Below are 26,956 nucleotides of genomic sequence, written 5' to 3' on the forward strand. Positions count from 1 at the left end.
GACCACAAAAACGATTTTCAATGAAAAGGCCGGGGACATATTCCCGGCCTTTTCGCGTTGTATACGCCGTTTTTTGCTAAGAAAAAACGCAAAAAGACCAAGTTTTTGTGGTTTTCATAAAAATCTCATGATAACTTATCCGCCATTTTAATCCTGGCCACGTCTCAGTTTGCAGGGGTCAGCACTTCAATGGAGGGTATTTAGTGAAGAGGAGAATGGAAAAAGTAATTGCGGCACTGCTGCTCACCGTGACTACGACTCTGGCCGCGCCTTCGGCCTGGGCCATGTCGGTTGCCACAGTGAATGGCACCTACAAGTTCTCGAGTCAGGAAGCTGGTTTTTATGGTTTTTCGGGGGGGGGCTCGGACAGCGTCCATGGAAGTACCGGGACCATAACTTTCAACGGGGCAGGGACCTGCTCACTTAGCTACCGGGATCAGGGGTACGAAACTGCAATCGGGGCCTCCACGGTGAATACCTGGGTTGACTCTAAAGACAATGATGCCTGTACCTACACGGTTACGTCCGGCGGCACCATGACCCTCGGCTTTCCCGACGGCGGTTCGAAGAGCTTCCAGGTGAGCCAGAACGGTAACGTGATCATAGCCGCTTCAGCCAACAAAGACGTGCAAGTTAACGGCACAGATTACTGGGACGACCAGATCATCGCCGTCAGAAGCGGCAGCGGCATGACCAACGCCTCCCTGAACGGCACCTTCAATTTCGTAAGCCAGGAGTTTTCGCTTTGGAACAGCACCGGGTCCGGTGCGTCCTATGTATATGATGGCATTCGCGGCGACACCGGCACGGCTAGCTTCGACGGCAACGGAGGCTGCACCTTGAGCTATGGCGGCTACCGTTACGAGGCCGGGCTCACCATCAACAGGGGCAGTGTCAGCGCTTACCCCAAAGGCAACGGGCCGGTTTCCTGCAGCTATACGGTTTCCGACACAGGGCAGGTTCAGGTTATCACCCCCGAGGGGGGCAAAGGGTTCAGCCTGAGCCCTGACGGGAACGTCCTCGTCGCCGGCGGTCCGATGCAGTACAACGACTCCTTTGGCGTAGAGTATCTTTCCGACCAGCTGGTCGCCGTGAAGCAGGGGGGGAATTTCAGCTTCGCGTCGGTGGCCGGAACGTACAACTTCGCCTATCAGGAATCCGCCTTCTGGAGCTCCGGCGGGAGCGTCACCGACGGCACCTTCGTTAACAGCGGCTCCCTCACCCTCGACTCCAACGGTGGCTGCACCTTGAGCTACACCGGCACGGCTTTCGAGGCAAATCTCTCCTGGTACTCAGGGGTGACTGATCGCGCGGACAACCAGGCCCCTGTCGCCTGCCACTACACCATTTCCCCATCAGGGCAGATGACGCTCTTCATGGATTCCGACGGCGGAAACTCCCTGTGGTTCAGCGCGGATGGCAAGTTCCTGCTCGGCGGAGGCGCCTACCAGGAGAGCTCCCAGTACGGCACCAACTACGATGTGTTCCAGATATTCGCCACTAGGGGCCTTGACGTCACCTGCGCCCAGCCCCTCACCATCACCGTCCCCGCGGCCGACCCCGACGGCAGCTACAGTGTTTCCTGGGGCGCCTCGACCACCAAGGGGGTGACCTACCTTCTCGAGGAAGCGACCGATGCCGGCTTCACCCAGAACGTGCAGAGTTACAGCACCACCGGCGTCAGCCAGGTGATCAGCGGCAAGGGCCTCGGCACCACCTACTTCTACCGGGTGAGGGCGACCGCGCCGGGCTACGCCGACAGCGACTGGAAGACGGCGGCGGCCGGCTGCGCGGTGCCCGGCACCGTGCTTCCCACCCTGACCACCCTCAATATCCCGCCGGTTGACGCCGACGGTGACTACACCGTCTCCTGGGGCGCCTCGGCCACCCCGGGCGTGACCTACGTCCTGGAGGAGGCGGCAAACGCCACCTTCACCACCTCCCTGCGCGAGGCCTACCGCGGCACCGAGACCTCCGCCGCCATCACCGGACGCGTCCTCGGCGCCACCTACTACTACCGTGTCAGGACCGTCGAGGGGGGCTACAAGGACGGCCTGTGGAAGAACTCCGCGACCGGGTGCACGGTCATCGGCCCCGACGTCGCAGCCGCGGCCCCGGCGTTACTCACCGTTCCGGCGGCTGACCCCGACGGCGCCTACACCGTTTCCTGGACCGCCTCGACCACGAAGGGGGTGAGCTACCTCCTCGAGGAGGCGACGGACGCAGCGTTCACCCAGAACGCCACCGACTACCCGGTCACCGGTCTCAGCAAGGCCTTCACCGGCAAGAGCCTCGGTACCACCTACTTCTACCGCGTTAAGGCGGTGCACCCGGAGTATGTCGACAGCGCCTGGAAAACAGCCGCCGCAGGGTGCGCCGTTCCGGGCACGGCGCTGCCGACCTTGACCATCCTCGCCGTGCCGCTAGTCGACGCTGACGGCAGCTACACGGTTTCCTGGAACGCCTCGGCCGTCCCGGGCGTAACCTACGTGCTGCAGGAGGCGACCAACGCCACATTCACCGGCGCCCAGGAGGTCTACAGCGGCTCGGAGACCAGCGCGGCCCTCTCCGGTCGCAGTGTCGGCACCACCTATTTCTACCGGGTAAAAGCGATCAAGGGGGGCTACAAGGACGGCCTCTGGAAGAGCTCGATAACCGGGTGCAAGGTGATCGGCCCGGGCGTGCCGGCTGCGGCACCGCTGACCCTGACCGTTCCGCTTGGCGACGCTGACGGGGCCTACACCGTTTCCTGGGGCGCTTCGGCGACCAAGGGGGTGAGCTACCTGCTCGAGGAGGCGACCGACGCTGCCTTTACGCAAAACGTGGTCGATTATGCGGTTTCCGGTCTCACCAAGGTTTTCACGGGCAAGACCTTGGGGACCACGTACTTCTACCGCGTCAAGGCGGTGCACCCCGAATACGTCGACAGCAGCTGGAAGACCGCTGCCGCAGGCTGCGCCGTCCCCGGCACCATCCTCGCCACCCTGACCGGCCTCGTCGTTCCCGCCGTCGATGCCGACGGCAACTACACCGTCTCCTGGGGCGCTTCCACCGTAGCGGGCGTCACCTATGTGCTGCAGGAGGCAACCAACGCCACTTTCACGGCGGGGCTGCGTGAAGCGTACCGCGGCAGCGAAACCGGCGCGGCCATCACCGAAAGAAGCGTCGGCGTGACCTACTTCTACCGCGTCCGGACCATCAAGGGGGGCTACAAGGATAGCGCCTGGAAGAGCCTCGCCACCGGCTGCAAGGTGATCGGTCCGGGCGTGCCGGCGGCGGCTCCGCTCACCATCACCGTACCGGTTTCGGATCTCGACGGCATGTACACGGTCTCCTGGGGGGCTTCGGCAACCAAGGGGGTGAGCTACATCCTCGAGGAGGCGACCGACGCCGGGTTCACCCAGGACGTGGTCGATTACCCGGCGACCGGTATCAGCAAGGCCTTCTCCGGCAAGTCGCTGGGGAGCATCTACTACTATCGGGTCAAAGCGGTTCATCCCGAGTACGCCGACAGCCTGTGGAAAACTGCGGTAGCGCCGTGCCGGGTACCGGGGACCATCATCCCGACCCTCGCCGCTCTGACTGTTCCTACGACCTACTCTGACCTGATCATCGACCTTGCCTGGAGCCAGTCCGTGGTAACCGGGGTGACCTATGTGGTGCAGGAAGCGACCAACAGCACCTTCACCGCCGGTCTGCGTGAGGTCTACAGCGGAGCTGCCCCCTTTACCACGGTCACCGTCGGGACTCGCGGCCTCACTTACTATTACCGGGTGAAAGCCGTGAAGACCGGCTACAAGGACAGCGCCTGGAAGAGCTTTACCTCCGGGTGCAAGTACGTGGGCTTCCTGTAAGGGTAACCCACCTCCCCGGGCGGTAACCGGGGAGTCCCCGCCGCAACAAAAGAGGGGCCAGGCGTTTCGCCTGGCCCCTCTGTCTTTTCGTATTGCCGTCAGCGGTCAGAGCCGGAACTGCCGCACCAGGCTTTCCAGGGTCTGGGCGTTCTGCGCCAGTTGCGAGGCGGCTGCGGCGGTCTCGTTGGCGCCTCTGGCCGTGTGCTGCACCACGTCGGTTACCTGCTGCACGTTCATGGTGATCTCGCTGGTGGTCGCCGTCTGCTCCTCCGCAGCGGTGGCGATCTGGTTGACCTGCATGGTCACCTCGCCGATCTGCTGCAGGATCATCTGCAGCGCCTCGCCCGACTGCTGCGAAGATTGGGTCCCCTTTTCCACCTCCACCACCCCTTCCTCCATGGCGCTCACCGCCGCCTTGGTCTCGTCCTGGATGGCCTTGATCATGTTGCCGATCTCCTTGGTGGCCCTGGTGGTCCGCTCCGCCAGGGCGCGCACTTCGTCGGCCACCACGGCGAAGCCGCGTCCCTGCTCGCCGGCGCGCGCCGCCTCGATGGCGGCGTTCAACGCGAGCAGGTTGGTCTGGTCGGCGATGTCCTCGATGGTGGCGATGATGTCCCCGATCTGCTCGGAGCGTGCCCCGAGGCTCTCCACCGTGCCGGCGCTCTCCCTGACCCGTTCCGCGATGCGCACCATCCCGGCTATGGTCTCCTGCACGACCTGTCCTCCCTGGTCCGCTGATGCGCTGCTCTGGCGGGAGGCTTCGGCAGCGCGGACGCAGTTTTGGGCGATGTCGCTGCTGGTGGCGGCCATCTCCTCGCTGGCGACTGCGACCGAGCCGGTCTGGGAGGCGAGCTCCTCGGCGCCGGTGGCGATCTGTTCCGCCGTCGCCTTGAGCTGGTGGGAGGCGGAGGCGATCTCGCTGGAGCTCTCCGACACCCGCCCCAGCATCGCGCGCAGGTTATCCACCACCTTCCGGGTCGACTCGGCCAGGTGTCCCAGTTCGTCGTTGCCGGTAAGGGGTATGGAGACGGTGAGGTCGTTGTCGGCCAGACGGTCGTTGGCGGCGATCAGTTCCGCGACCGGGGCGGTGATGCTCTTCACGATCATCAGCGCCAGCAGGATGGAAAGGACGACGGCTGCGATCAGCAGGGTGATCACCACCACGCGTCCCTGGTCGATCATGTGCTTGGACTCCTCGCCGACCCGCACCATCTCCTTATCCTGGTGGGTGAGCATCTTGTCGATCGCGGTGAAGAGGGCGCTTTGCGCTTTGCGCATGGGGCCGATCAGCTCCTGTCCCGCCTTCTCCCTGTCACCTTCCTTTATGGTGGCGATGACATGGTGCTGGGCCTCCTGGTAGGCACTCCTCGCCTCGATCACCGTTTTGAGGGCTGCCTTGCCGGCGTCGCTCTCCACCGTCTTTTTAAGCTCTTCGATGCGCTTGTCCGCTGCCTGCAGGGATTCGACGATGCGCTTTTCTTCCTTCTGCACCTCCTGCGGGTCCTGGAGGATGATCATGTTGCGCAGGCCGCGGGCCACCACGTTGACCTGCGACTTGAGGTCGTTGAGCGCCACGGTCTTGGGCCACTTGTCCTCGATCAGGGTCCGGACTTTGCCGTCGAAGACCGCCATCCTGTTGATGGAGTATCCTCCCACCACTGTCATAAGGACCACTACCACGGCAAAGGCTATCCCAAGTCGTGCGCTGAGCTTGACTCCCGATAAGGTCATCATCCTATCCTCCGGCATCGCTGGTCTCAGAAGCGCTTGTTAGAGCATCTGTGTTGTCTACTGAGTCAATATCGTCATGAGCTTTCATTATCTTGAATGAAAAAAAGCCCACCTTGGTCCAGACCGAACTTTTGCCGTTGACTTGCAGTTAAAAACACCATACTGTTAATTACAGTAATGGGGGCGTTGTGAGAGAGCAGGAGGGAGTTATGATGTCGGCAGTTCTGTACGGTGGGACGGCATTGGCAGTGCTGGTCTCCTGGCGGCTTGACCCGGAGAGGACGAGACGGGCCTTGCGCATCGGTGCGAAGTCGCTGCACGGCCTGGTCCCGCGCATCCTGGGGATGGTGGCGCTGGTCGGGTTGGTGCTGGCCCTGGTGCCGCCGGAGCTGATCAGGAAACTGTTCAGCCAGGGCGGGGTGGCGGGCTTCGCCCTGGTCTCCGCCATCGGCTCGATCGTGACCATGCCCGCGCCGATCGCCTTCGCGCTGGTGGGCTCTTTGTTCAAGCTGGGTGCCGCACCGGCGAGCCTCGCGGCGTTCGTGACCACCCTCACCATGGTGGGGGTCATGACCGCACCGATGGAGATCTCCTGCTTCGGAAGACGCTTCACGCTGCTGCGCCAGGCGCTTTGCTTCGTGACCGCGATCCTGATCGGCCTGGCGATGGGGGTGCTGCTGTGAAGACGAAGCTCCTGGACTACCGGCTCTTCATGATAGTGCTCGCCGCCAACCTTCTTCTTTACTTCTGGCAGCCGGGGACGGCGCGGCTGGCCGCGCTCAACTCCACCGGATTTCTGCTGGAGGTGCTCTCGATCGTGCCGCCGGTCATGGTGCTCATGGGGCTTTTGGACGTCTGGGTGCCGCGCCGGCTGGTCGAGTCGCACCTCGGGCCCGATTCCGGACCGGTCGGGGCGGGCGTCGCCATGCTGTTGGGGACGGCGGCCGCGGGGCCCCTCTACGCCGCTTTCCCGGTGGCGGTATCCCTGCGGAAAAAGGGGGCGCGCCTGGCCAACATCGTCATCTTCCTGGGGACCTGGGGCGCCATCAAGATACCCATGATCCTCATGGAGAGCAGCTTCATCAGTCTGCGTTTCGCGCTGCTGCGACTTTTGTTGACCGTTCCCTGCATCCTGGCCTGCGGCTATCTGATGGAGCGGCTGCTGCCGGAAGAGGAACTCGAGGTGCAGTCGGAAGCGGCGGACGCGTGAAGCGCTGCTTCTCCGGGCGGGGAAGCAAACATGATCGGAAAGGACCTAGCCATGCCTCCAAAACGAAAGCAGCAGTACCGCCACCTCCCCGCCTTCATCCTGCTCGCCCTGGCGCAGGAGCCCAGCCACGGCGGCGCCGTCATGAACCTTCTGTCCCAGCGCATGCCGCTCTTTCGTCCGGACAGCGCTGCCGTGTACCGGACCCTGCAGCAGTTGGAGGAAGAGGGACAGGTGGCTTCCAGTTGGGACACCAGCGGCAGCGGCCCGGCCCGCAGGGTGTACCGGATCACGGAAGCGGGCTGGCATAAGCTCGATGGCTGGCGCGAAGACATCGAGGCGCGCTTGGCCCATCTGAATTACTTCCTGCAAACCTACGCCGACATAAGAAACCACAGGAGCTAGACAGAGCAAGGCGGTTCGGCGGATCAACGTCGTCTTTATGCCGCCATCGCTCACGCGGCTCTTGACACTCGCCGAGCTGCTGCTAGTCTGGTCACCGTAGTGCCGATGCGCTTTGGGATCAGGAACTGATGGTCAGGTGCCAGGTACTTGGTAGGAGGTGCCCTATGAGTGAAGTCTCCCTCGCCAGTAGCACCGATTGTCGAGTTGTTATAGTCGGCCCCAATCACTTTCAGAACACCCTCCTGGCCAACTTCATCGAGAATTACAGCACCTGCAGCTGTTGTGTCATGGACAGCCTGGACAGCTTCATCCTCTGCCACCAGGAACACTTCACCTGCCACATCGCCCTGCTCTACGACTGCTTCGGGCTGCCGCTCAAGGCGCTCAGCGAGTCCCTGCAGCTCGAACTGCGCCAGATCCCGTGCGACCTGTCGCTGGTGCTCTTCAACCTGGACCGGCACCTGGCCATCGAGAAGCAGGCCATCGAGGTGGGAGTCCAGGGGGTGTTCTACGCGGACGATTCGGTGCAGACCGTGCTGAAGGGGCTGGCGGCTATCTTCGAAGGGGGGCTGTGGATCTCGCGCCAGATGATGACCGAGGTGATCCTCGAGCATGGTTTCGCCCACCGGCGCAGGAAGGTGGCGGTGCACGACGTGGTCCAGCACAGCCTGACCCACCGCGAGGTGGAGATCCTGGGGCTGCTGTCCGCAGGCGCCACCAACAAGTGCATCTCGGACACCCTTTTCATAAGCCCGCACACCGTACGCACCCACCTGAACAACATCTTCCGCAAGATCAACGTCTCCAGCCGGCTCGAGGCTGCGGTCTGGGCGGCGGATTCCCTTTTCCTGCCCCAGTACCGCAACTGAGCGAAACCCTCGACCCAATTGCGTAGGGCGGCGGTCTGACTATGCCTTCCTGCGTACGAACCAGCATGCTCCAAAATACCTCAGCGAATACTCCAATCATCGTATTTATCCCGCCCCCCCTCGAAAGGTACAATCGGCGCAGAATCAGAATCAACTGCAGCGCTTGTCGTCACCTGCTGCGGGAGCCCCACCGCAAAAAAGGACCCCCATGAAGCCTTGATGTCATTGCGCACCTGATATGCCTCTTCCTTGGTACGGCAGCGCTGGACCGTCGCCCGGAGCGCTCACCAGAGTCAGGAGGATGCCATGTGCAGACAAAAGGTACTTGCCTGGTTGTTAGCCCTCTCTATGGCAGCTGTCGCCGGCCCGCAGGGAACCATATGCTGGGCCAAGGATTCCGTGAAACACGAGGTCAAGGTAAACGGTCTGATTGTGGGGGACGCCGGAGACGCTGCGGCTGCCGCAGAGCTGCGGGGGCGGTCGGAGCAGGGCGTCCGGTTGTGGGTGGTGCAGTTCGCGGGGCCGGTTGCCGAGCAGGAAAAGGAAGCCGTGGCGCGGCTTGGGGTGCGCCTGCTCGATTACCTCCCCGAATTCGCCTTCCTGGCGGCCATGGATGACGCGGCCCGCAGGCAGGTGCAGGCGCTTTCCTTCATCGACGGGGTGACCCGCTTCCACCCCGGCTATAAGATGAACGGCAAGCTGCGCAAGCTGGCACTGCAGCCCGCGTCGGGCGAGACGGTGACCCTGCAGCTGAAGCTCGATGCTCCGGCATCGCTGGCAAACGTACTGGCCGAGCTGCGCCGGCAGGGGGCGGCGCTGCTCGAGGTGGGACGCGATACCGTCAGGGTGCGGGCGGAATCGGGTGCCATAGCCGGCATCGCGGCCCTCGAGGAGGTCACCTGGATCGGCGAGCACGTCGACATGGAGCTCTTGAACGACACCGCCCGCTGGGTCATCCAGAGTAACGAACCCGGCCGCCTGGCGATCTGGGACAAGGGGATCCGGGGCGAGGGTGAGATCGTCGGGGTGGGGGACTCGGGGCTCGACCATGACATCCCCTGGATCCGCGACCCGACCGGCGCCCCCATCGGGTCCACCCACCGAAAACTCGCAGGGTACGACACGACCTACGGCGACGACTACGACGCCGACTACCCGGGGCATGGCACCCACGTCTGCGGAACCCTGGCCGGCGACCGCACCCCGGTCGACGGGCTCGACACCGCCAACGGCATGGCGCCCAAGGCCAAGCTCTTCCTGCAGGACCTCACCTACGGGGCCTCGAACTCCGTCTATCCCCCCGACGATCTCGGTATCCTCTTCGACCGGGCCCAGCAGGCAGGGGCGCGCCTGCACAGCGACAGCTGGGGCAACACGGACCGCAGCTACAGCCTCTTCACCCAGAGCGCGGACCGTTACCTTTGGGATCACAAGGATTTCATGATGCTGGTCGCCAACGGCAACTCGGGTCCCACCCGCTCCACGGTGGGCAACCCCGCCAACGCCAAGAACGTGATCAGTGTGGGGGCCAGCTACAACGGCAGTAACGCGCAGAACCTCGCCTCCTTCAGCAGCAGGGGACCCACCGCGGACGGACGCATCAAGCCGACGCTCACCGCTCCGGGGGTGGGGCTGATCTCCGCCGACTCCGACGGGCTAAAGAACAGTTTCAACAGCGGCACCCTGGCGATGAGCGGAACCTCCATGGCGACCCCCACGGTGGCCGGCGCGGCTGCCCTGGTGCGCCAGTACTTCAGCCAGGGGTATTACCCCTTGGGCGTCCCGACGCCGGCCAACGCGCTGTTTGCTTCCGGCGCGCTGGTGAAGGCGGTACTCATCAACAGCGCCCAGGAGATGACCGGCACCGGGACGGACGGACCGATCCCTTCGACGGGACAGGGGTGGGGGCGGGTGCAACTGGACCGGGTTCTTCCTTTTGCGGTCGATGCGGGGAGGCTGGCGGTGGTGGCCGATGAGCCGGGGCTCGCTACCGGAGCGACCTGGAGCCGCGACTTCGCGGTGGCGGGTAGTGAGCCGTTCAAGGCGACCCTGGTATGGACGGACTACCCCGGAGTCATGGGTGCCGCGAGGGCGCTGGTGAACGACCTCGACCTCACCGTGACGGCGCCCGACGGAACCCCCTATGCCGGCAACGTCTTTGCCAACGGCGCATCGGTGCCGGGGGGGGCGGCCGACCGGTTGAACGTCGAGGAACAGGTGCTGATCAAGGCGCCGATGGCCGGGATGTACACGGTCACCGTATCCGGGTACAACGTGCCGTCGGGGCCGCAGCCGTTCGCCCTGGCCATCACCGGGGTGATGGGGGCAAGCCAGCGCGGCACGCTCACCCTGGACCGCAAGAGTTACAATTCCGGCGCTTCGCTGCAGATCCGGCTGGTGGACACGGGGCTGAACCGGGACCACCAGGTCGCGGAGCAGGTGGAGATCAAGGTGGCAAGCACGGGCGAGGCCGTCGGGGAAGCGGTGTCGCTGCGGGAAACCTCCACTGACAGCGCGGTCTTTACCGGGACCCTTCCTCTGGCACCGCTCCCCGCAGTTCCCGGCGATGGGATCCTGCAGGTGGACGGCAGCGACACGGTCATTGCCAGCTATCAGGATGCCGATGACGGCACCGGCAAGACGGCAGTGGTGACGGCGAGCGCCGTCGTGGAAAACGTGCCGCCGGTATGTTCCGGGCTCACCGCGACCGGGGCGACGGAAACCACGGCGACGGTGCTGTGGCGTACCGACGAGCCGGCGGGCACGCTGCTGGAGTACGGGCTGACCCCGGCATTGGGGGCACGCGTTGCGGACCAAAGGCTGATGATGCAGCACGAGATGCAGCTTGCCGCGCTCAAGGAGGGCAGCCGCTATTACGTGACCGTCACCGCGACAGACGAGGCGGGAAACTCATCGGCCTGCAGCACCAGTTTTGCCACGCTGAACCTCCCCCCCTCCCTGCTGGTCATGTCTGCCGCCGGGAGCGTCTCCTACGACAGCACCACGGTGATCTCGGGGCTCAGCACCGACCCGTCGGGGGTGGCCTCGGTGACCGTGAACGGCACTGCCGCGAGCTACCGGGTGAGCGACGGCTACTTCGAGCTGGAACTGCCGCTCTCCCTGGGGGACAACCTCTTTAACGTCGTTGCCAGCGATACCCTCGGCAACAGCGCCAGCCGCCAGGTCACCGTGACCCGGCTGGAGGCGGGCGACGTCCTGGTCCAGTCTGTATCCGGGCCGGCTGCGGGACAGCAGGGGGGGGCCATCACGGTGACCGACACCGTCTGCAATAACGGCCCGGGAGCGGCCCCTTCCTTCAACGTCGGGTTCCTGCTCTCCGCCGATGCCGCGTATTCCGCCGACGATCGTTTCATCGGCAGCCGCAGCGTGAGCGCGCTCCTTCCCGCCGGGAACTGTGTCAGCGCGAGCAGCGAGATCACCATCCCGGCCTCCGTTCCGGGCGGCACCTTCTACCTGGTCGCCTGCGCCGACTACGGCAAAGCTGTCGAGGAAACAGATGAAACCAACAACTGCCGGGTCGGCACCGTACTGGCGCTTCCAGAACTGTTCATCCCCCCCCCGGCGGTGATCAACGTGCCGGCTAACAACAGCACCGGAACGTTCCCGGTCTCCTGGGGCGCCTCCAGCGTGAGCGGGGTCACCTACATCCTTGAGTACAGCTGGAATGGCGGCGCGTGGACTCGCATCTACAGCGGCACGGGCACCTACACCTACCCGAGCGTGACGCAGGACGGCAGCTACGGGTTCCGGGTCAAGGCGGTGAAGAGCGGCTATGCCGACAGCCCTTACACGACCTCGTCCACCACCTGCGCGGTCAGGCTCGCCTGCGGCGCGCCGGCAACGGTCACCGTGCCGGCGACCAACAGCACGGGGCAGATCCCGGTTTCCTGGGGGAGCAGCAACATCTCGGGCGCGACCTACGTGCTCGAGCAGCGCCAGGACGAGGGGGCGTGGACCGAATTGAGCCGCGGCAGCGCCGTGTACGCCTACCCGAAGGTCACGCAAAACGGCAACTACGGCTTCCGGGTCAAGGCGGTGAAAACAGGCTATGCCGACAGTCCCTACACGACCTCGGCCATCACCTGCGCGGTCAATCTCGCCTGCGGTGCGCCGGGAGCGGTAAACGTGCCGGCGACCAACAGCACGGGACAGCTCTCGGTATCCTGGGGGAGCAGCAACATCTCGGGTGTCACCTACGTGCTGGAGGTGCGTCAGGACGAGGGGGCGTGGGCCGAGTTAAGCCGCGGTACCGCCGTCTACAGTTACCCGGTGGTGACGCAAAACGGCAGCTACGGTTTCCGGGTCAAGGCGGTGAAAACAGGCTATGCCGACAGCCCCTACACGACTGCGGCCATCACCTGCGCGGTCAATCTCGCCTGCGGTGCGCCGGGAGCGGTAAACGTGCCGGCGACCAACAGCACGGGGCAGCTCTCGGTTTCCTGGGGGAGTAGCAACATCTCGGGCGCGACCTACGTGCTCGAGCAGCGCCTGGACGAGGGGGCGTGGACCGAATTGAGCCGCGGTAGCGCCGTGTACGCCTATCCGAAGGTCACGCAAAACGGCAACTACAGCTTCCGGGTCAAAGCGGTGAAGAGCGGATATACCGACAGCCCCTACACGACGTCTGCCGCCTGCGCGGTCAACCTCGCCTGCGGTGCGCCGGGAGCGGTAAACGTGCCGGCGACCAACAGCACGGGTCAGCTCTCGGTTTCCTGGGGGAGCAGCAACATCTCGGGCGCGACCTACGTGCTGGAGCAGCGCCTGGACGAGGGGGCGTGGACCGAATTGAGCCGCGGTAGCGCCGTGTACGCTTATCCGAAGGTCACGCAAAACGGCAACTACAGCTTCCGGGTCAAAGCGGTGAAGGCAGGTTATGCCGACAGCCCCTACACGACGTCTGCCGCCTGCGCGGTCAACCTCGCCTGCGGCGCCCCGGGAGCCGTGAGGATCCCGGGCACTAACAGCACGGGGCAGTTTCAGGTCAGTTGGGGGAGCAGCAACGTTTCCGGCGTCACCTACGTGCTGGAGGCGCGCCTCGACGACGGCCCCTGGTCCGAAGTGAGCCGGGGCACCGGTACCTATGTCTACCAGACCGTCGCCGTCAACGGCAGTTACCTGTACCGGGTCAAGGCGATCAAAACCGGCTTCGCCGACAGCCCCTACACGACCTCGGCCGCACCCTGCAAGGTCTACCTCGTCTGCGGCGCCCCGGCTGCGTTGAACGTGCCGAGCGCCAACAGTACCGGCCAGTTCCAGGTTTCCTGGGTGAGCGGCAACGTCTCCGGTGCGACCTACGTGCTGGAATACCGCCTCAACGACGGCCCCTGGACCGAAATGAGCCGTGGCACCGGCACCTATACCTATCCCAAGGTGACGGTGGACGGCAGCTACTGGTTCCGGGTCAAGGCGGTGAAGGCAGGCTTTGACGACAGCCCCTACACGGTATCGGCGAACGCCTGCGTCGTAAAACTCGTCTGCGGGGCTCCCGCTTCGATCACCGTGCCGGCAGCCAGCAGCACGGGCAAGTTCCAGGTCAGCTGGGGTAGCAGCAACGTAAGCGGTGTCACCTACCAGGTGGAGTACAGCCGCGACGGTGGCGCGTGGACGCAGCTTTACAGCGGCGGGGGGACCTACACCTACTTCAGCGCAAGCAGCAGCGGCAGTTACAGTTTCCGGGTCAAGGCTATGAAGAGCGGCTATGCGGAGAGCGGCTACACCACGTCCCCTGCTCCCTGCATCGTGACGCTCAACTGAGGAGGTGACAAGATGGGGCGCCGCGCGGCCTGCGAGCCGGCGGCGCTCCGCTGACTTGCGGTGCCCGACTGGTACGGTACTGTTTCCGGGTTGAGCGCAGCTCGAATGCTTCCGGCAGGGCGGGGAGAGCGATGCGAGAGTCCGATTCCGACCAGTCCATGGCTTCCGTGGTCAACCGCAACATCGCGGCGCTCCTGGAGCGGCGCCAGGCCGAGGAGCGCACCAAGAGCGCGCAGGAACGGCTGGCGGACGCCATCACCTCCTTCACCGGGAGCATGCCCTTCGTCTACATCCACCTGGTCCTCTTCGGGGGATGGATACTGGTCAACCTGGGCTGGATCACCATCCTCCCCCGCTTCGACCCCACCTTCGTCGTTCTCGCCATGTTCGCCTCGGTCGAGGCGATCTTTCTTTCCACCTTCGTCCTCATCAGCCAAAACCGCATGCAGGCCTCCGCGGACCGGCGCGCCGAGCTGAACCTGCACATCGACCTGCTGGCGGAGCACGAGGTCACGAGGATCATTACCCTTTTGACCGCGATCGGGGACAAACTCGGAGTCGAGGAGTCCAGGAACCCGGAACTCGAGGAGCTGACCAAGGATGTCAAGCCCGAGAAGGTGCTCGACACCATGGACCGGGTCGAACAGGAGAAGAAAGAAGAGTAACCTGCCGAAAGTTTGCCGTTCCACATCATATTTTTCTGGAGTATACGTTTTACCTGTGTTAAAGGTTCTGCCCAAATTCATCTGAGCCTCTCCGAGCTTCGCCGCCTAAAAGGACCTCCTCATGGCTGCGGGCCAACGGGTGCTGCCGGAAACGGCGGTGCCTCCCTTTTGGAAAGGAGAGCCTTGCGGCAGAGCGGTAACACCGAACTGTTAAAGGCCCCCTTCCATCCAGGATCGGGGCTTTTTTTTGTCTAGCGTTATTTACTTTGTAATACAACGGTCAGGAGTGAAAGCAGATGCGGATAGCGATTTCAATCGACGATACCGACAACCTCGAGAGCAGGGGGACCGGGGAGATCGCCTCCCTGATCGCGGACGAACTGCAGCAGCGCGGCTGGGGCACCTGCAGTTACATCACCAGGCACCAGCTCTACGTGCACCCGGACATCCCCTACACCTCGCACAACAGCGCCATGTGCTTCTTCGCGGATGTGGGCGAGGGGTGGCTCGAACCGGTCATCGAGTACGTCTCGGAGTTCCTGGAAAAGGAGAGCGCGCCCGGTTCCGATCCGGGGCTGTGCGTCGCGGTGCCGGCCCGGATGGCGGCGCGCAACGAGCTGATCGGCTTCGGTCGCCGCGCGAAGCGCGAGGTGATCGGGATGGACGAGGCCTACGATCTCGCCGGGCGTCTCGGCGTGCACCTCTCCCAGCACGGCGGCACGGGGCAGGGGGTGATCGGTGCCCTGGCCGGCGCCGGGCTCAGGATGTCGGGCAACGACGGGCGCCTGAAGGGGTTCCTGGAATTCGGCCAGCCCTACCGCATGCTGCGGGTGGACGAGCTGCTGCAGCATCCGGTGGTCGACGTGGTGAAAAGCGTGACCGGCGAGGCGTTGAAAGACGAGGACCTGGTGGTGCTGGGTGAAAAGCCGAAGACGGTGCTGCTGGATGGGGAGTCGGTGCTCCTGGTGGGCGCCACCCAGTCGCCGGACTCCCAGGCGCGCTGGCAGACGCTGCATCGCAAGCAGCTGAAGGCGTACTAGCATGTGGCGCCGCGATCAGAGAGGGAACAGGGAGTTCGCCCACGGCAAGGAGGCCTGGGGGGTGGCGGCGGAAGTCGCCGGTTGCTGCGCTTGCTTCGTGGCGGACGTCGAGGAGGAGCAGGTGGTCGAGGAGGAGCTCTCCTGCTACAACTGCCGCTACCGGCGCTGGAGCGTGGAATCCTTCACCTGTCTGGGGCTGCCGCCGCTGCACGAGGCGGCCTGAGGGAGCGGCCCGCTCGCATGGCCGCTGCCAGCAGGGCGAATGATTATTCGCCCCTACAGGACCGGGCATGACCGTGCCGTGGTCTTCTGCATGACGGATTTCAGGACTTCGAGGTTTTTTTGCACGACAACGTTTTGGACATAGAGGATTTCGGCTTCACCTATCCCGGCTCCACGGAACCGAGCCTCTCCGGGATCAGCGCCTCTGTGCGGCGCGGGGAGTTCGTCTGCCTGACCGGGGATTCCGGCTGCGGCAAGAGCACGCTGCTCATGGGGATCATGGGGCTGCTGCCGCGCGGCTCGCGGCTTGGTACCATCCGGGTCGCCCCTTCGGCCGCGGCGGGCAGCGCCCCGGCGGCGGGAATCGTGTTCCAGACCGCCGAGTCGCAGATCCTGTGCTCCACGGTCGCCGAGGAAATCGCATTCGGGCCGGAGAACTTTTGCGTGCCGGCCGACGAGATCGCGCTGCGGGTCCGGGAGGGGCTGCACGAGGTCGGGCTGACCGGGGAGGAGCGGCGCAGCGTGGAGCGCTTTTCGGCGGGGCAGAAGCAGCGGCTCGCGGTGGCCTCGGTCCTCTCCATGCGGCCGGGGCTCCTCTTGCTGGACGAGCCGACCTCACAGCTCGACGTGCAGGGGAAAGAGGAACTGGTGGCGGTCTTCACGGAGCTCAAGCGCAGGGGGCACACCATCGTGATGGCGGAGCACGACCCACGCCCTTTCGACGGGCTGGTGGACCGCTACCTGAAGCTGGAGCGGGGACGCCTCGTGGGGAGCGATCGGGTCCCCCCTGACCCGGTACGCTATCGCCCCAAGGCGTTCCTGCTCCCCTACTCGTCCTCGCTCTACGGCACCCGGCCGGTGCTCGACGTGCAGGGGGTGGAGCTTTCCTATCCGGAAACGGGGGCGGTGCTGAAAAAGGCACAGCTGCGGGTGAGCCGCGGGGAGCGGGTGCATCTCTTCGGTCGCAACGGGGCCGGCAAGTCCAGTCTGTTGCGCTGTCTGGCCGGGCTGATGACGCCGGATGCCGGCAGGGTCTGGGTCGCCGGCAAGGAAAGCCCCCGGCCCGGCGACCTGCGCGGGCAGGTCGGGGTGCTGTTCCAGAACCCGGCGCGCCAGCTTTTCGCGGAGACGGTGCGCGAGGAGGTGGCCTTCACGCTGGAACGGCTGGCCTACCCGGTCGAGGAGGTCGACCGCATCGTCGCCGAGGCGCTTTCCTTCTGCGGTATCGCCCACCTCGCGGAGCGGGCGCCGCTCACGCTCTCGTTCGGCGAGCAGCATCGCGTGGCGCTGGCAGCGGTGGTGGCGCCGCGTCCCGCCCTTTTGCTCCTCGACGAGCCTTTCGCCGGGCTTGACTTCCCGCAGCGGCTGAGCCTTTTGGCCATCCTGGCCCGCATGCCGATCCGCTACGGCACCACGGTCTTCATAGCCTCGCACGACGAGCTGCCCGACCGGCGCTGGGCCGACCGCAGTCTCACGCTGCAGGGAGGGGTGATTGCAGAAACGGCTCCCTAAGCTGCGCACCTCGCTGAGAAGCTGCGAGTACGCGTGCCAGTTCGCGGCCCACGACTCGCCGGTGCACCGCCTCGGTGCCGGGTGGAAGCTCCTCTTTGGCATGGTGCTGAGCGCGCTCGCGGCAGGCGGACGCAATCCCGTGACGCTCTCGGTACTGGTCGCAGCGGCGCTGGCTTACTACCTTGCGGCCCGGCTCACCCTCGCCGACCTGTGGCGTGACGTGCGCCTGTTTGCCTACCAGGCGGCCCTGGTCATCCCGCTCTACTGCCTGATCGACGGCGTGGAAAAGGGGCTGTGGCCCGGGGTGCGCATCTCGACGCAGATCGTGCTCTTTTACCTCCCCGGCGCCGTCTTCCTGCGCACCACGCGAACCTCGGAGGCGATGGCGGGGCTGCGACGGATCGTCCCCTACCGGCTCGCCTTCCTGGTGTTCGTGAGCGTCAGGTTCGTCCCGGTGTTCTTTCGCGAGCTCGAGGACATAGTGGCGCTGCAGCGCATGCGCGGGGCACGCCTCTCTCCGCGCGAGCAGCTCGATCCCCGGAACTGGCCGGATCTCTTCAACTGCCTGGTGCTGCCGCTCATGGTCCGGGCGCTGAAGACCGCCGACGAGGTGTCCCGATCCGCGGAGGCGCGAGGTTTCGGCCTGTACCCGCAGCGGACCTACCTCGACGTCTCCCTCGTGGCTCCTGCCGCCCCTGGGGAGGGAGCAGGGCGGGGCGACGGGCGGCAGACCGCGGCATCGGCGGAAAACTTCTGAAGGAGCAACCATACATGGAACAGGAAAAGGTCTTCATCTGGCGCCGCTTCACCCTGCGCGAGGCGGTACTGCTGTGCTTCTGCGCCACCCTGATCATACTGACCCGGGCCGGGTTGCGGCTGCATCTGCACATGCCCGGGCACGTAATGTTCTTCACCATGTTCTTTTTCCTGCTGGCGCGCGGCTGCGTGCCCATGCTGGGGGCCGCGACGCTGGTGGGGCTCATCACCAGCCTGGCCAGCATCCTGCTCGGCATGGGGAGCGGCGGTCTTATCACGCTGGTGAAGTTCCTGCTCCCGGCCCTGGTGGTCGATCTGGCCGGCCTCCTCGCCCCGTCCTTCGTGACCAGCCTGTTCGCCTGCGCGACGGTCGGGGTGCTCGCCTCGCTGCTGCGCGCCGGGACCAACACCGGCGTGGAATGGCTGCTCGGCATCGACGAGGACATCATGCTGAACAAGGCGGTCATCTCGGCGGGGTTGAACGGCCTGTGGGGTGGGCTGGGTGCGCTTGCGGTCCCTTCCATCATCCGCCGGCTGCGCAAGAACGGCCTGGTCGACCAGGGGGCTTCCGCCTAGTGCGGACCTCTCCCCTGCCATTGTCGCGAATGGCGCCCCTGCTCCTGGTTTCGCTGCTGCTGCACGCGGCGGCACTGTACGGTCTCAGCCGGCTCACGACGCGGCAGGGACGGGCGGAACAGGCGGCCGAGGCGGTGGTCGCCTACCTGGAGCTGGGCGGACCGACGCGGACGGCAGGGCCCTCTTCCGTTCCACGGGCCACGGCCGCCCCGGTTGCCGCGATCTCCACCCCCGCTGCACCGGCCGCCGTACCGAGGCTCCCCGCGTCGGCTGCACCATCTGCAGAGTCGGCGAAAGCGTCGGCGGGCGCAGCACCAGCTGCGGTTACCCCCCCTGCCACAGGCGCATCGTCTGGGGAGGTCGGCATCCGTGAAGCTGGCAATCACCAATCCGTCGGTCGCCCTGCCGGAGGGGGAGCGGAAGTGATGGGCAGGGAAGCTGCCCGCACCCGCGCCGCGGCTTTGTCGCAGGGAGTCATGGCCGGTACAGCTGCCGCAGCTGCATCGCCGCGGGGTAACCCCGGGACCAGTGGCGGGATGCGGGAGGTGCGCGGCAGCTATCAGGCCCAGCTGAAGCGGCTCATCGAGGCCCACAAGGAATATCCCCTGGCTGCGCGCAGGTCGGGGCGGGAAGGAAGCTGTCGGCGCCGCTTCGCCCTGCGACGCGACGGTTCGTTGCAGCGGGTGGAGGCGGTAAGCTCCTGCGGCCATCCTTTCCTCGATGCCGCGGCGAGCCGCGCGGTCAGCTCAGTCGGGACCTTCCCGGCGCCCCCGGCGGAGCTCTCGCTTGACGAGCCGTTCGAGGTGACCATCACCTTTGCACTGGCCGCCAAATAGTCCTGGAAATGTATGAAGTCTGGCAGTTGTGAGAAGACTCATTGTGATCATGAATAGCAAAGGAGAGCAAAAAGCATGAAGCAGCAGAAGCAATTGTTACGGTGGCTCACCGCCACCATCCTGTCGGTCCTGACGCTGGTCTTTTTAGGGTGCGGTTCCAGTGACCCCGCCACCAAGGCCCCGGCCAAACCCGCCGGAGTCGTAGCGAGCGCCGGCGATACCCAGGCGAGCCTCACCTGGAACGCCGCCAGCGACGCCACCTCGTACAACGTCTACTACGCCACCACCGCCGGCGTCACCAGCGCCACCGGTACCAAGGTGACCGGCGCCGTCAGCGGCCAGGCCATCACCGGACTCGTTAACGGCACTACCTACTATTTCGTGGTCACCGCCGTCGGCGCCCACGGCGAAAGCGTCGTCTCCGACGAAGTAACCGCCATTCCGCTGCCGCCCCTGCCAGCCAAGGTGACCGGCGTGGTGCCGGCCGGTGGCGATGCCCAGGCCACCCTTTCCTGGAACGCGGCGGTGAACGCAGCTTCCTACAACGTCTACTACGGCACCGCCTCCGGCGTTACCCCGGGTAACGGCACCAAGCTCGCCGGGGTGACCAGCGGCCAAGTGATCACCGGTCTTACCAACGGCACGACCTACTACTTCGTCGTTGCCGCGGCCAACCTGGCTGGCGAAGGGGCGCCTTCCGACGAGGTCTCGGTCACCCCGCTGCCGGCGCTCCCCGGCAAGGTGCAGGGCTTGAGGGTGACCGGCGACAACGGGCAGGTGACCATGGCCTGGAGTGCCGTTGCGGGTGCCACCTCCTACAACGTCTACTACTCCACCACCTCGGGCTTCGCCACCACGAGCGGCACCAAGGTGAACCTCACCGCGGCGCAGTCCCTCGCCGGCCTTTCCCAGCCGGGGCTGGCCGTCACCGGGCTCACCAACAACACCACTTACTACTTCCTGGTCTCCGCCGCCAATATAGCCGGCGAGAGCGTCACCCCCTCCAGCCAGTCTTCGGCGAAGCCCTCAGCGACGGCGCAGGCGCCGGCCAAGCCGACCGGCGTCACCGTCGCCCCGGGCGCCGGGTCGGTAGCCGTTTCCTGGGACTGGGTTCCGCTCGCCTCCTCCTACAACGTCTACTGTCTGCAGAGCTCCGGTACGCCGACCACCGCCACGGTCATCTCGACCGGGACCAAGTTCGCCTCCGCCGGTTCGCCGCTGACCATCAACGGACTCACCCCCGGTGCCACTTACTGGATCACCGTCACCGCGGTCGGCTCCGGGCTGGAAAGCGGCGGGCAGACCAACCCGAAGCAGGTTATTCCGCAGTAAGTCGGCGGGCTCTTTCCCCCTCCCTGACCCTCCCCCTCCGGGGGAGGGGACACGGACGGTCAAGCCGGCCCCCCTGCCGCTTCCACCTCCTTCCCCAGGAGGGGGGCGGTCGGGAGGGGGGCTACATCACGGAACGGAATCATCAATCTCGAAGGGTTTTTATGAATATGAAAGCAGGATTGTGGGCGATGATGCTTTGCTGCGCGCTGGTGCCCGAGGCCGGGGCGGCGCCGGTGGGACAGGCATCCGAGAGTTACGCCCTGGGCGAGGTTGTGGTCTCCGGCGATCGCGCCGACGGCGGGCCGGGCGTAGAGGCGAGCCAGACCCTGTACACGGTCGACGCCGAAGAGATCAGGGCAAGCGGCGCGAGAACGCTCGACCAGGCGCTGCAGCTCCTTCCCGGCGTCAACGTGAGGACCGGTGCCGAAGGTGTGCCGCGCATCGACATCCGCGGCTTCAGAACCCGGCACGTGCTGCTGCTCCTGGACGGGATCCCGATGAACTCGGCCCTGGACATGCAGTTCGACCCGACCACGATCCCCACCGAAAACATCGCGGAGATAAAGCTCACCTCCGGGGCGAGCTCGGTGCTCTACGGCCAGGGGGGGCTCGGAGGCGTGATCAACATCGTCACCCGCAAGGGGACTCCCGGTGTGCACGGCACCATCTCGGGCGAGGTCGGCGATCATGCCCCCTATCTTGCCAAGGGGACCCTGTCCGCCGCCACCGACCGTTTCAGCTATTTTATGAGCGGCAGCACCTCGAAGGTGGATGCCGTCCCGCTCCCCGGCGACTTCACCGCCACGGCCAACCAGGGGGGCGGCTACCGCGCCAACAGCGACCGGCAGCGGAGCAACCTGCTGGGCACCGTCGGCTTCACCCCGACCGCGGACGTCGCCCTCGGCCTCACGCTGAGCTACAACGAGGGGAGCTACGGCAAGCCGGCCGGCACCATCATCGACCCCGTCGATCCCTTCGCCTCGCCCCCGAAGTACGCCCGGGTGGACCGCTTCTCCGGGCTGTACCTGCAATTGGCCGGTGAGTTTGCCGTTAGCGACCGTTTCACCCTGCGCGGCTGGGGCTACCTGAACCGCGCCGACCAGGATCTGAACCAGTACGATGATGCGCGGCTCAACTCATTCCAGGCCGACGGCTCCTTCCGCGAACGGGTGCACACCTCCGTCTACGGCGCCACTTTGCAGCCCAAGTACGACCTTGGGAAAGGCGGCACGCTCACCTTCTCCCTGGGCGCCGAGCGCGACGGCTGGGAGAACGGCGGTGTTCAGACCGTGAACCCCGTCTCCGGCGGCACGCCGACCTACCGCGATCTCGCCGAGGACAGGTCACTGTCCCTTTATTCGGCTGCGCTGGAATACGAGTTGTCCCCGCTCGAGGGGCTCGGCCTGGTGGGGGGCTACGGCCGCTTCTGGCAGCACAGGAGCGAGCTGGGCCGGGACGACTACAGCCTGCTTCTCGGGGCAAACTACGACCTTTTCCCGGAGACCCGCCTGAAGGCGGCGTTCAAGCGCAACGTTCGTTTCCCCTCCCTGGGCGACCTGTACGACATCTCCAAGGGGAACCCCGGACTCGCCAGTGAGACCTCCCGCAGCTGGGAGGCCGGGATCGAGCAGAAACTGCCGCGCGAGTCCCGGGTGGGGCTGACAGGCTTCTACACCCAGGCGCAGAACCTGATCCAGAACGATCAGGCTACCGGTCACAACATGAACCTGTCCGAGGTGCGTTTCGCCGGAGCCGAACTGCAGGGCGAGGTCCGCCCGCTCCGGGGGCTTTCGCTTCGTGCCGGCTACACCTACCTCCATTCTGAGGACCGCTCCCGCCCCGGCCGCGACGAGGTGCAGTACAACCCGCGCGACAAGGTGACCCTCGAGGGAAGGTACGATGCGCAGTGCGGCGCTTCGGCCTATCTCGCCGTGAACCACGTCGCCAACCAGTTCTTCTACACCAAGGACAGCGTGCAGGTGGTGCAGAAGGCGAAGCTCGACGACTACACCGTGGTGAACCTGAAGCTGAGCCAGAAGCTCATCGAGGACCGGGTGACCCTGTATGTCGGGGTCAACAACCTGTTCGACCAGAACTACGAGACCAGTTACGGTTTCCCGCAGCCGGGCCGGTACATCTACGGCGGCTTCGAATACCGCCTTTAACAGCGAGCCCGGCCCGCCCGGCTTTAGGAGGATCTTTCCGGATGCATTGCACCTGGCGCAGCATAGTCATTTTTCTTGCCGGTCTCATCATCACCTGCGGGCTTAACGCGTGCGGTTCAGCGCCCTGGCGTTTCGATCCCGGCAACGCGGCATCACCTACCGGGGTGGTGGCGACGGGGGGAGACAAACAGGTTTCGCTTTCCTGGGCTCCGGCCCAGGGGGCTGCGGGATACAACGTCTACTACTCCAGTGTGTCGGGGATGGCTGCGGGAGGCGGGGCCAAGGTGGCCAAGGTTACCGGGACCTCTTTGCAGGTGCCGGGGCTGGAGAACGACACCCGTTACTACTTCGCGGTGAGCGCTTACAACTCCAAGGGGGAGAGCGCACTGTCGGCGGAAGTGTCGGCGGTCCCGGCGGCTCCGGGGGGCTTTGCCCAGGCGGATCTGGCAGGCAACTGGCGCTTCAACGCCCTGGTAACCGGCGTCGCCCCCCGCTGGCTGCGCGGCTCGCTCGGGATCGGCTCCGACGGCTCGGTCAGCGTTACCGCCTACCAGGACAGCCTCGGCGGGGGTGCGCCCCCGGCGGAGCTCTTCACCAGCATGACGCTATTGCCGGACGGCACGGTGCTCCAGGACGGGGTTGCGGCGAGCTTCCACGGCACCCTGGCCGCGAACCTCTACAAGGATCTCATGGTGGGGACAGCTACCCTCGCCGGTGGCGCCAGGATGCTGGTGGTGCTGCAAAAGAGTGTCCCCGGCATAACCTTCAGTGCGGCCGACATCAGGGGGACCGGTAAACTGGTCGCCGGGCCGCTCGCATACGTCTATCATCAACTGAGCGCGGGTGGGATCCCGGAATGGGAGTACGCGAGCTGCCAGGTGGGGCAGGACCAGGGGGTGACCTATCTCTCCCTGAACGGTCCCACGCCGCGGGCGCTCCCGGGGAGCGGCAGCAAGGTCGTGGGGCTCGCCATCACCGCGGACGGGGTGGTGAGCGAGACGTCGTACCCCGGGGTGCTGCCGCAGCCCGCCGCGCTGATCAGCCAGGGGATCATGTCGGCCGACAAGATGACGGTGGTGGCGACGGCCACCGACGCGAGTGGAACTCCCCTTTTACGCATCATGCAGTTGGTGCATCCGCCTACCGTCCTGCTTACCTCGAACAGTTACGTATTATCCGACCTGGCGGGGCGCTATGGCGTTCACGAGCTGTACGGTGCTGTACCAGGATGGGGTTACGGGGATGTGACTGTGAATGCCGCGGGTGGGATGCTCTTCGCCGCGTTTCGCGCCACCGGAGGGGCGACGACGCCGGCTGGGTACACCGTGGCGATGGACCCGCAGGGTAAATTGACCGCGGCGGCCCGGTCCGCGTTTCACGGCCAGTTCGCTTATGGCAAGGATCTCATGGTGGCGACCGGCAACGACGCCGCCGGGGCGGCGATGCTCAGCATCGCACTGAGGAGGGAATAGGGGGGGCTGGCTCAGGCGACGCAGACGGCGTCGCATCCCTCGACGTAACCTGCCTGACGGGTGCTCTGCCGGACCACCGCCCGGGCGCCCCGGGCGCCGACGGTCATCAGAAGCTTGGTGCCGTTGTGCTCGAGCTCCCCGGTGGAGAGAACCGGCGCCCCGTGCAGGTGTCTCCCGATCTTCTTCGGGTCGACATCGATCCAGGCCTCGACCCGAATTCCTGCCTCGTGCAGCATCCGGTACCAGGCACGCCCCTCCAAGCCCGCTCCCGCCAGGATCACGCTCCGCTCCCCCTTGAGAAAGCCTTGCAGCAGGTGGTGCAGCTTGCACTGCCTCATGGCGTGGGCGGCGTAGGCCGGGTCGGTGCGGGTGGTCCGTTCGGGCCGCTCACGCCAGAAGAAGAGCGTCTCGGGAAGGCGGGCGAAACGGGTCCCGGCCGCGGCCAGGCGCAGCCAGAGGTCGTAGTCCTCGGCCCACCCCATGTCGCGATAACCTCCCACCTGCTGCACCAATTCTTTCCTGAACATGACGCTGGGATGCACGAACGGCGATTCCACGAAGATATCCGCGAGGATGGCATCGTGGCTCAAAAGCGAGTTCTGCCACTGCTGGTAGCCGATCATGCCGCTGCCGATGCGGCGCCGGGGGAAGTGCTGGAAACAGGTTGCCACGAGCCCCACCTCGGGGTGGGTGGCCAGGTGCGCGATCTGCGCCTCGAGGCGGCCCGGGTGGGCTACATCGTCGCCGTCCATGCGCGCCACCAACTCCGAACGACACTGCGCAAGCCCCAGGTTCAGTGCGGGCACCAGCCCCTGGCCGCCCGTCGCCAGCACCCGTACCCGCGCGTCGGCCGCTGCGGTGCGCGCCAGGATGGCGGGGGTGCGGTCGGTGGAGCCGTCGTCAACCGCCACCAGTTCCCAGTCCCGAAAGCTTTGCGCCGACAACGAGGCGAGCGCCGCCGGCAGGTGCTTCTCTTCGTTTCTGACGGGCATCAGTATGGAGAGTGATGGGATGGTGGTCGCTATGCTCATTGTTTCCAATCCTTCCTGTGTGGATGTTGCCCGCTTACCTTACCAGCAGTTGGGTCTAGCTGACAAAAAGAAAAAACCCGCGAGCAACTGCTTCTTCCGGTCGCAGGCAAATCCCCTCTGTCTCCCCTTCGCAAAGGGGAGGACGTGGGGCTCGTGCAGCGCTTCGCTCACAAATGGACTGTGTATTGCCTGATTCCCGTTCCTGCTCACCAGAGTCACCTCTTCTCTTTGAGTCGGATGCCGGTACTGGTCAGTAATTGTGGATTGTAATGGTAACAGTTGCCGTTTATGATAACTGTACCCTTTTGAAATGAGCCCAACTGTGACTGTGGCCGGGGATGGTTATGCGGTACAGTTGGCCTGTAACTTTCAAGAGTTGGCAGCTTCTGACGACGACAGCCCTGCGGCGCACCTATGCGCTGCCGGTGAGGACGGGTGGAGGTGGTATGGCCTTGGAAATGGTGAGAGACTGCAGGCCGCTGTACGAGCGGGTTGGGAGCGAGATCGTCTCGCTCATCGATGGCGGCACCTTCCGGGTTGGGGAGCGACTCCCCTCGATCCGGCAGCTGAGCTCAAAGCTCAACGTCAGCATCAACACGGTGATGCAGGCCTACGCGGTGCTCGAAGACCGCCGTGTCATCCAGGCGCGGCCGCAGTCGGGCTACTACGTCTGTCCCAAGGTCCCCGAAATCACGGCGCAGCCGCTGGCCAGGAACCCGCGCCTGCAGCCCACCGCGGTCACCTTCAGCGATCTCTGCGAACTGGTGATCCGCAACCTCATGAAGCCGGAACTCCTCCCCCTGGCGAGTGCCGTCCCCAACCCGCAGCACTTCCCCGTGGACAAGCTGAACCGGATGACGGCGGCGGAAATGAGGCGCTTCGGCGCCCAGAGCATCTCCTACATGATGCCGCCGGGGAGCGAGCGGCTGCGCACCCAGATCGCCAAGCGTTCCCTGCTCTACGGCGTGAGCGTCCGTCCCGACCAGGTGCTGGTGACTTCGGGGTGCGTCGAGGCGGTCCAACTAGCCCTGCGCGCCACCTGCAAGGCCGGCGACACCATCGCGGTCGAATCTCCCTTCTATTTCAATTTCCTGCAACTGATCGCCGAGATGGGGCTGAAGGCCCTGGAGATCCCGTCCACTCCCAAAGAGGGGATCAGCATCGAGGCCCTGAGCTACGCCATAGAGAACAACAAGATCAGCGCCTGCCTGGTGATTCCGAACTTCAGCAATCCGCTGGGGACGCTGATGCCCGACGAGCGCAAGCGTGAACTGGTCCAACTCCTGGCGCAGCACGAGATTCCGCTCATCGAGGACGATATCTACGGCGATCTCACCTTCGCTCAGCAGCGCCCCATCGCCGCGAAATCGTTCGACCGCAAGGGGCTGGTGATCTACTGTTCGTCCTTTTCCAAAACGCTCGCTCCCGGCTACCGGGTCGGTTGGGCCATCGGCGGGAAGTTCCAGGCCGAGATGGAACGGCTCAAGATGATGAACAACCTGGCCACC

General features: G+C 65.2%; 19 protein-coding genes and 1 riboswitch (1 of these 20 running past the window's edge). Of the genes, 17 read left to right on the forward strand and 2 right to left on the reverse strand.

What is annotated here, in order from left to right; translation table 11 throughout:
* Window positions 1-215: 215 nt before the first annotated feature.
* Window positions 216-3,854 carry a hypothetical protein gene (locus KP004_RS03310; RefSeq protein ID WP_216800966.1) on the forward strand — a complete coding sequence of 1,213 codons (3,639 nt, stop codon included), beginning with the start codon at window positions 216-218 and terminating at the stop codon, window positions 3,852-3,854.
* Between the two features lie 105 nt (window positions 3,855-3,959).
* Here the strand turns inward: KP004_RS03310 and KP004_RS03315 are convergent, their stop codons facing one another.
* Window positions 3,960-5,585 carry a methyl-accepting chemotaxis protein gene (locus tag KP004_RS03315; RefSeq protein ID WP_216802359.1) on the reverse strand — a complete coding sequence of 542 codons (1,626 nt, stop codon included), beginning with the start codon at window positions 5,583-5,585 and terminating at the stop codon, window positions 3,960-3,962.
* Between the two features lie 209 nt (window positions 5,586-5,794).
* On the opposite strand from KP004_RS03315, the gene KP004_RS03320 reads away from it, so the two are divergent.
* The 15 genes from KP004_RS03320 to KP004_RS03390 all read left to right on the forward strand — a co-directional run bounded on the left by KP004_RS03320 (window position 5,795) and on the right by KP004_RS03390 (window position 24,417).
* A complete protein-coding gene (locus KP004_RS03320) occupies window positions 5,795-6,268 on the forward strand; it encodes a permease (RefSeq protein WP_216800967.1) in 474 nt (157 codons plus the stop codon).
* Window positions 6,265-6,795: a permease gene (locus KP004_RS03325; protein WP_239026916.1), complete on the forward strand. Its 531-nt coding sequence runs from the start codon at window positions 6,265-6,267 to the stop codon at window positions 6,793-6,795. The genes KP004_RS03320 and KP004_RS03325 overlap by 4 nt, the downstream gene beginning before the upstream one ends.
* 51 nt (window positions 6,796-6,846) lie before the next feature.
* Complete coding sequence (locus KP004_RS03330) at window positions 6,847-7,197, forward strand: PadR family transcriptional regulator (protein ID WP_216800969.1); 351 nt, start codon at window positions 6,847-6,849, stop codon at window positions 7,195-7,197.
* 164 nt (window positions 7,198-7,361) lie between these two features.
* On the forward strand, window positions 7,362-8,066 hold the full coding sequence (locus tag KP004_RS03335) for a response regulator transcription factor (protein WP_216800971.1): 705 nt from the start codon (window positions 7,362-7,364) through the stop codon (window positions 8,064-8,066).
* Between the two features lie 306 nt (window positions 8,067-8,372).
* Complete coding sequence (locus tag KP004_RS03340; protein ID WP_216800972.1) at window positions 8,373-13,841, forward strand: S8 family serine peptidase; 5,469 nt, start codon at window positions 8,373-8,375, stop codon at window positions 13,839-13,841.
* Between the two features lie 131 nt (window positions 13,842-13,972).
* Window positions 13,973-14,506 (forward strand): DUF1003 domain-containing protein, encoded by a 534-nt coding sequence (locus tag KP004_RS03345; protein WP_216800973.1) that lies wholly within the window; start codon window positions 13,973-13,975, stop codon window positions 14,504-14,506.
* A gap of 77 nt (window positions 14,507-14,583) precedes the next feature.
* Window positions 14,584-14,701: riboswitch (molybdenum cofactor riboswitch) on the forward strand.
* 101 nt (window positions 14,702-14,802) lie between these two features.
* Window positions 14,803-15,546: a hypothetical protein gene (locus KP004_RS03350; RefSeq protein ID WP_216800974.1), complete on the forward strand. Its 744-nt coding sequence runs from the start codon at window positions 14,803-14,805 to the stop codon at window positions 15,544-15,546.
* Between the two features lies 1 nt (window position 15,547).
* Window positions 15,548-15,769 (forward strand): hypothetical protein, encoded by a 222-nt coding sequence (locus KP004_RS03355; RefSeq protein ID WP_216800975.1) that lies wholly within the window; start codon window positions 15,548-15,550, stop codon window positions 15,767-15,769.
* Between the two features lie 134 nt (window positions 15,770-15,903).
* Window positions 15,904-17,280: an ABC transporter ATP-binding protein gene (locus KP004_RS03360; RefSeq protein WP_239026917.1), complete on the forward strand. Its 1,377-nt coding sequence runs from the start codon at window positions 15,904-15,906 to the stop codon at window positions 17,278-17,280.
* Complete coding sequence (locus KP004_RS03365) at window positions 17,261-18,037, forward strand: energy-coupling factor transporter transmembrane component T family protein (RefSeq protein ID WP_239026918.1); 777 nt, start codon at window positions 17,261-17,263, stop codon at window positions 18,035-18,037. The genes KP004_RS03360 and KP004_RS03365 overlap by 20 nt, the downstream gene beginning before the upstream one ends.
* Before the next feature lie 14 nt (window positions 18,038-18,051).
* Window positions 18,052-18,612, forward strand: a complete 561-nt coding sequence (locus KP004_RS03370) for a hypothetical protein (protein WP_216800978.1) — start codon at window positions 18,052-18,054, stop codon at window positions 18,610-18,612.
* 29 nt (window positions 18,613-18,641) lie between these two features.
* Window positions 18,642-19,448: an energy transducer TonB gene (locus tag KP004_RS03375; RefSeq protein ID WP_216800980.1), complete on the forward strand. Its 807-nt coding sequence runs from the start codon at window positions 18,642-18,644 to the stop codon at window positions 19,446-19,448.
* 75 nt (window positions 19,449-19,523) lie between these two features.
* Complete coding sequence (locus tag KP004_RS03380) at window positions 19,524-20,780, forward strand: fibronectin type III domain-containing protein (protein WP_216800982.1); 1,257 nt, start codon at window positions 19,524-19,526, stop codon at window positions 20,778-20,780.
* 161 nt (window positions 20,781-20,941) lie between these two features.
* The gene (locus tag KP004_RS03385; protein WP_216800984.1) at window positions 20,942-22,945 is read left to right on the forward strand and encodes a TonB-dependent receptor; all 2,004 of its coding nucleotides are present in this window, start codon (window positions 20,942-20,944) and stop codon (window positions 22,943-22,945) included.
* A 41-nt stretch (window positions 22,946-22,986) separates the two neighbouring features.
* Window positions 22,987-24,417, forward strand: coding sequence for a fibronectin type III domain-containing protein (locus KP004_RS03390; RefSeq protein ID WP_216800985.1), 1,431 nt, complete (start codon window positions 22,987-22,989; stop codon window positions 24,415-24,417).
* Between the two features lie 11 nt (window positions 24,418-24,428).
* On the opposite strand, the gene KP004_RS03395 is transcribed toward KP004_RS03390, so the two are convergent.
* Window positions 24,429-25,448 (reverse strand): glycosyltransferase, encoded by a 1,020-nt coding sequence (locus KP004_RS03395; protein WP_216800986.1) that lies wholly within the window; start codon window positions 25,446-25,448, stop codon window positions 24,429-24,431.
* Between the two features lie 446 nt (window positions 25,449-25,894).
* Here KP004_RS03395 and KP004_RS03400 point away from each other — a divergent pair, with 446 nt between their 5' ends.
* Window positions 25,895-26,956 carry the 5' portion of an aminotransferase-like domain-containing protein gene (locus tag KP004_RS03400; protein ID WP_216800987.1) on the forward strand. Its footprint extends 375 nt past the window's final position, so 1,062 of the gene's 1,437 nt are visible here — the first part of the coding sequence; its start codon is at window positions 25,895-25,897; the stop codon falls past the right edge of the window.

The sequence above is a fragment of the Geomonas oryzisoli genome, assembly GCF_018986915.1.
In the GTDB taxonomy this organism is placed as follows: domain Bacteria; phylum Desulfobacterota; class Desulfuromonadia; order Geobacterales; family Geobacteraceae; genus Geomonas; species Geomonas oryzisoli.

Excerpts from the sequence above, each read along its gene's own strand:
- KP004_RS03310 (WP_216800966.1), top strand. The coding sequence starts at position 216 with ATGGAAAAAGTAATTGCGGCACTGCTGCTCACCGTGACTACGACTCTG.
- KP004_RS03315 (WP_216802359.1), bottom strand. The coding sequence starts at position 5,585 with ATGACCTTATCGGGAGTCAAGCTCAGCGCACGACTTGGGATAGCCTTT.
- KP004_RS03320 (WP_216800967.1), top strand. The coding sequence starts at position 5,795 with ATGATGTCGGCAGTTCTGTACGGTGGGACGGCATTGGCAGTGCTGGTC.
- KP004_RS03330 (WP_216800969.1), top strand. The coding sequence starts at position 6,847 with ATGCCTCCAAAACGAAAGCAGCAGTACCGCCACCTCCCCGCCTTCATC.
- KP004_RS03335 (WP_216800971.1), top strand. The coding sequence starts at position 7,362 with ATGAGTGAAGTCTCCCTCGCCAGTAGCACCGATTGTCGAGTTGTTATA.
- KP004_RS03340 (WP_216800972.1), top strand. The coding sequence starts at position 8,373 with ATGTGCAGACAAAAGGTACTTGCCTGGTTGTTAGCCCTCTCTATGGCA.
- KP004_RS03345 (WP_216800973.1), top strand. The coding sequence starts at position 13,973 with ATGCGAGAGTCCGATTCCGACCAGTCCATGGCTTCCGTGGTCAACCGC.
- KP004_RS03350 (WP_216800974.1), top strand. The coding sequence starts at position 14,803 with ATGCGGATAGCGATTTCAATCGACGATACCGACAACCTCGAGAGCAGG.
- KP004_RS03355 (WP_216800975.1), top strand. The coding sequence starts at position 15,548 with ATGTGGCGCCGCGATCAGAGAGGGAACAGGGAGTTCGCCCACGGCAAG.
- KP004_RS03370 (WP_216800978.1), top strand. The coding sequence starts at position 18,052 with ATGGAACAGGAAAAGGTCTTCATCTGGCGCCGCTTCACCCTGCGCGAG.
- KP004_RS03375 (WP_216800980.1), top strand. The coding sequence starts at position 18,642 with ATGGCGCCCCTGCTCCTGGTTTCGCTGCTGCTGCACGCGGCGGCACTG.
- KP004_RS03380 (WP_216800982.1), top strand. The coding sequence starts at position 19,524 with ATGAAGCAGCAGAAGCAATTGTTACGGTGGCTCACCGCCACCATCCTG.
- KP004_RS03385 (WP_216800984.1), top strand. The coding sequence starts at position 20,942 with ATGAATATGAAAGCAGGATTGTGGGCGATGATGCTTTGCTGCGCGCTG.
- KP004_RS03390 (WP_216800985.1), top strand. The coding sequence starts at position 22,987 with ATGCATTGCACCTGGCGCAGCATAGTCATTTTTCTTGCCGGTCTCATC.
- KP004_RS03395 (WP_216800986.1), bottom strand. The coding sequence starts at position 25,448 with ATGAGCATAGCGACCACCATCCCATCACTCTCCATACTGATGCCCGTC.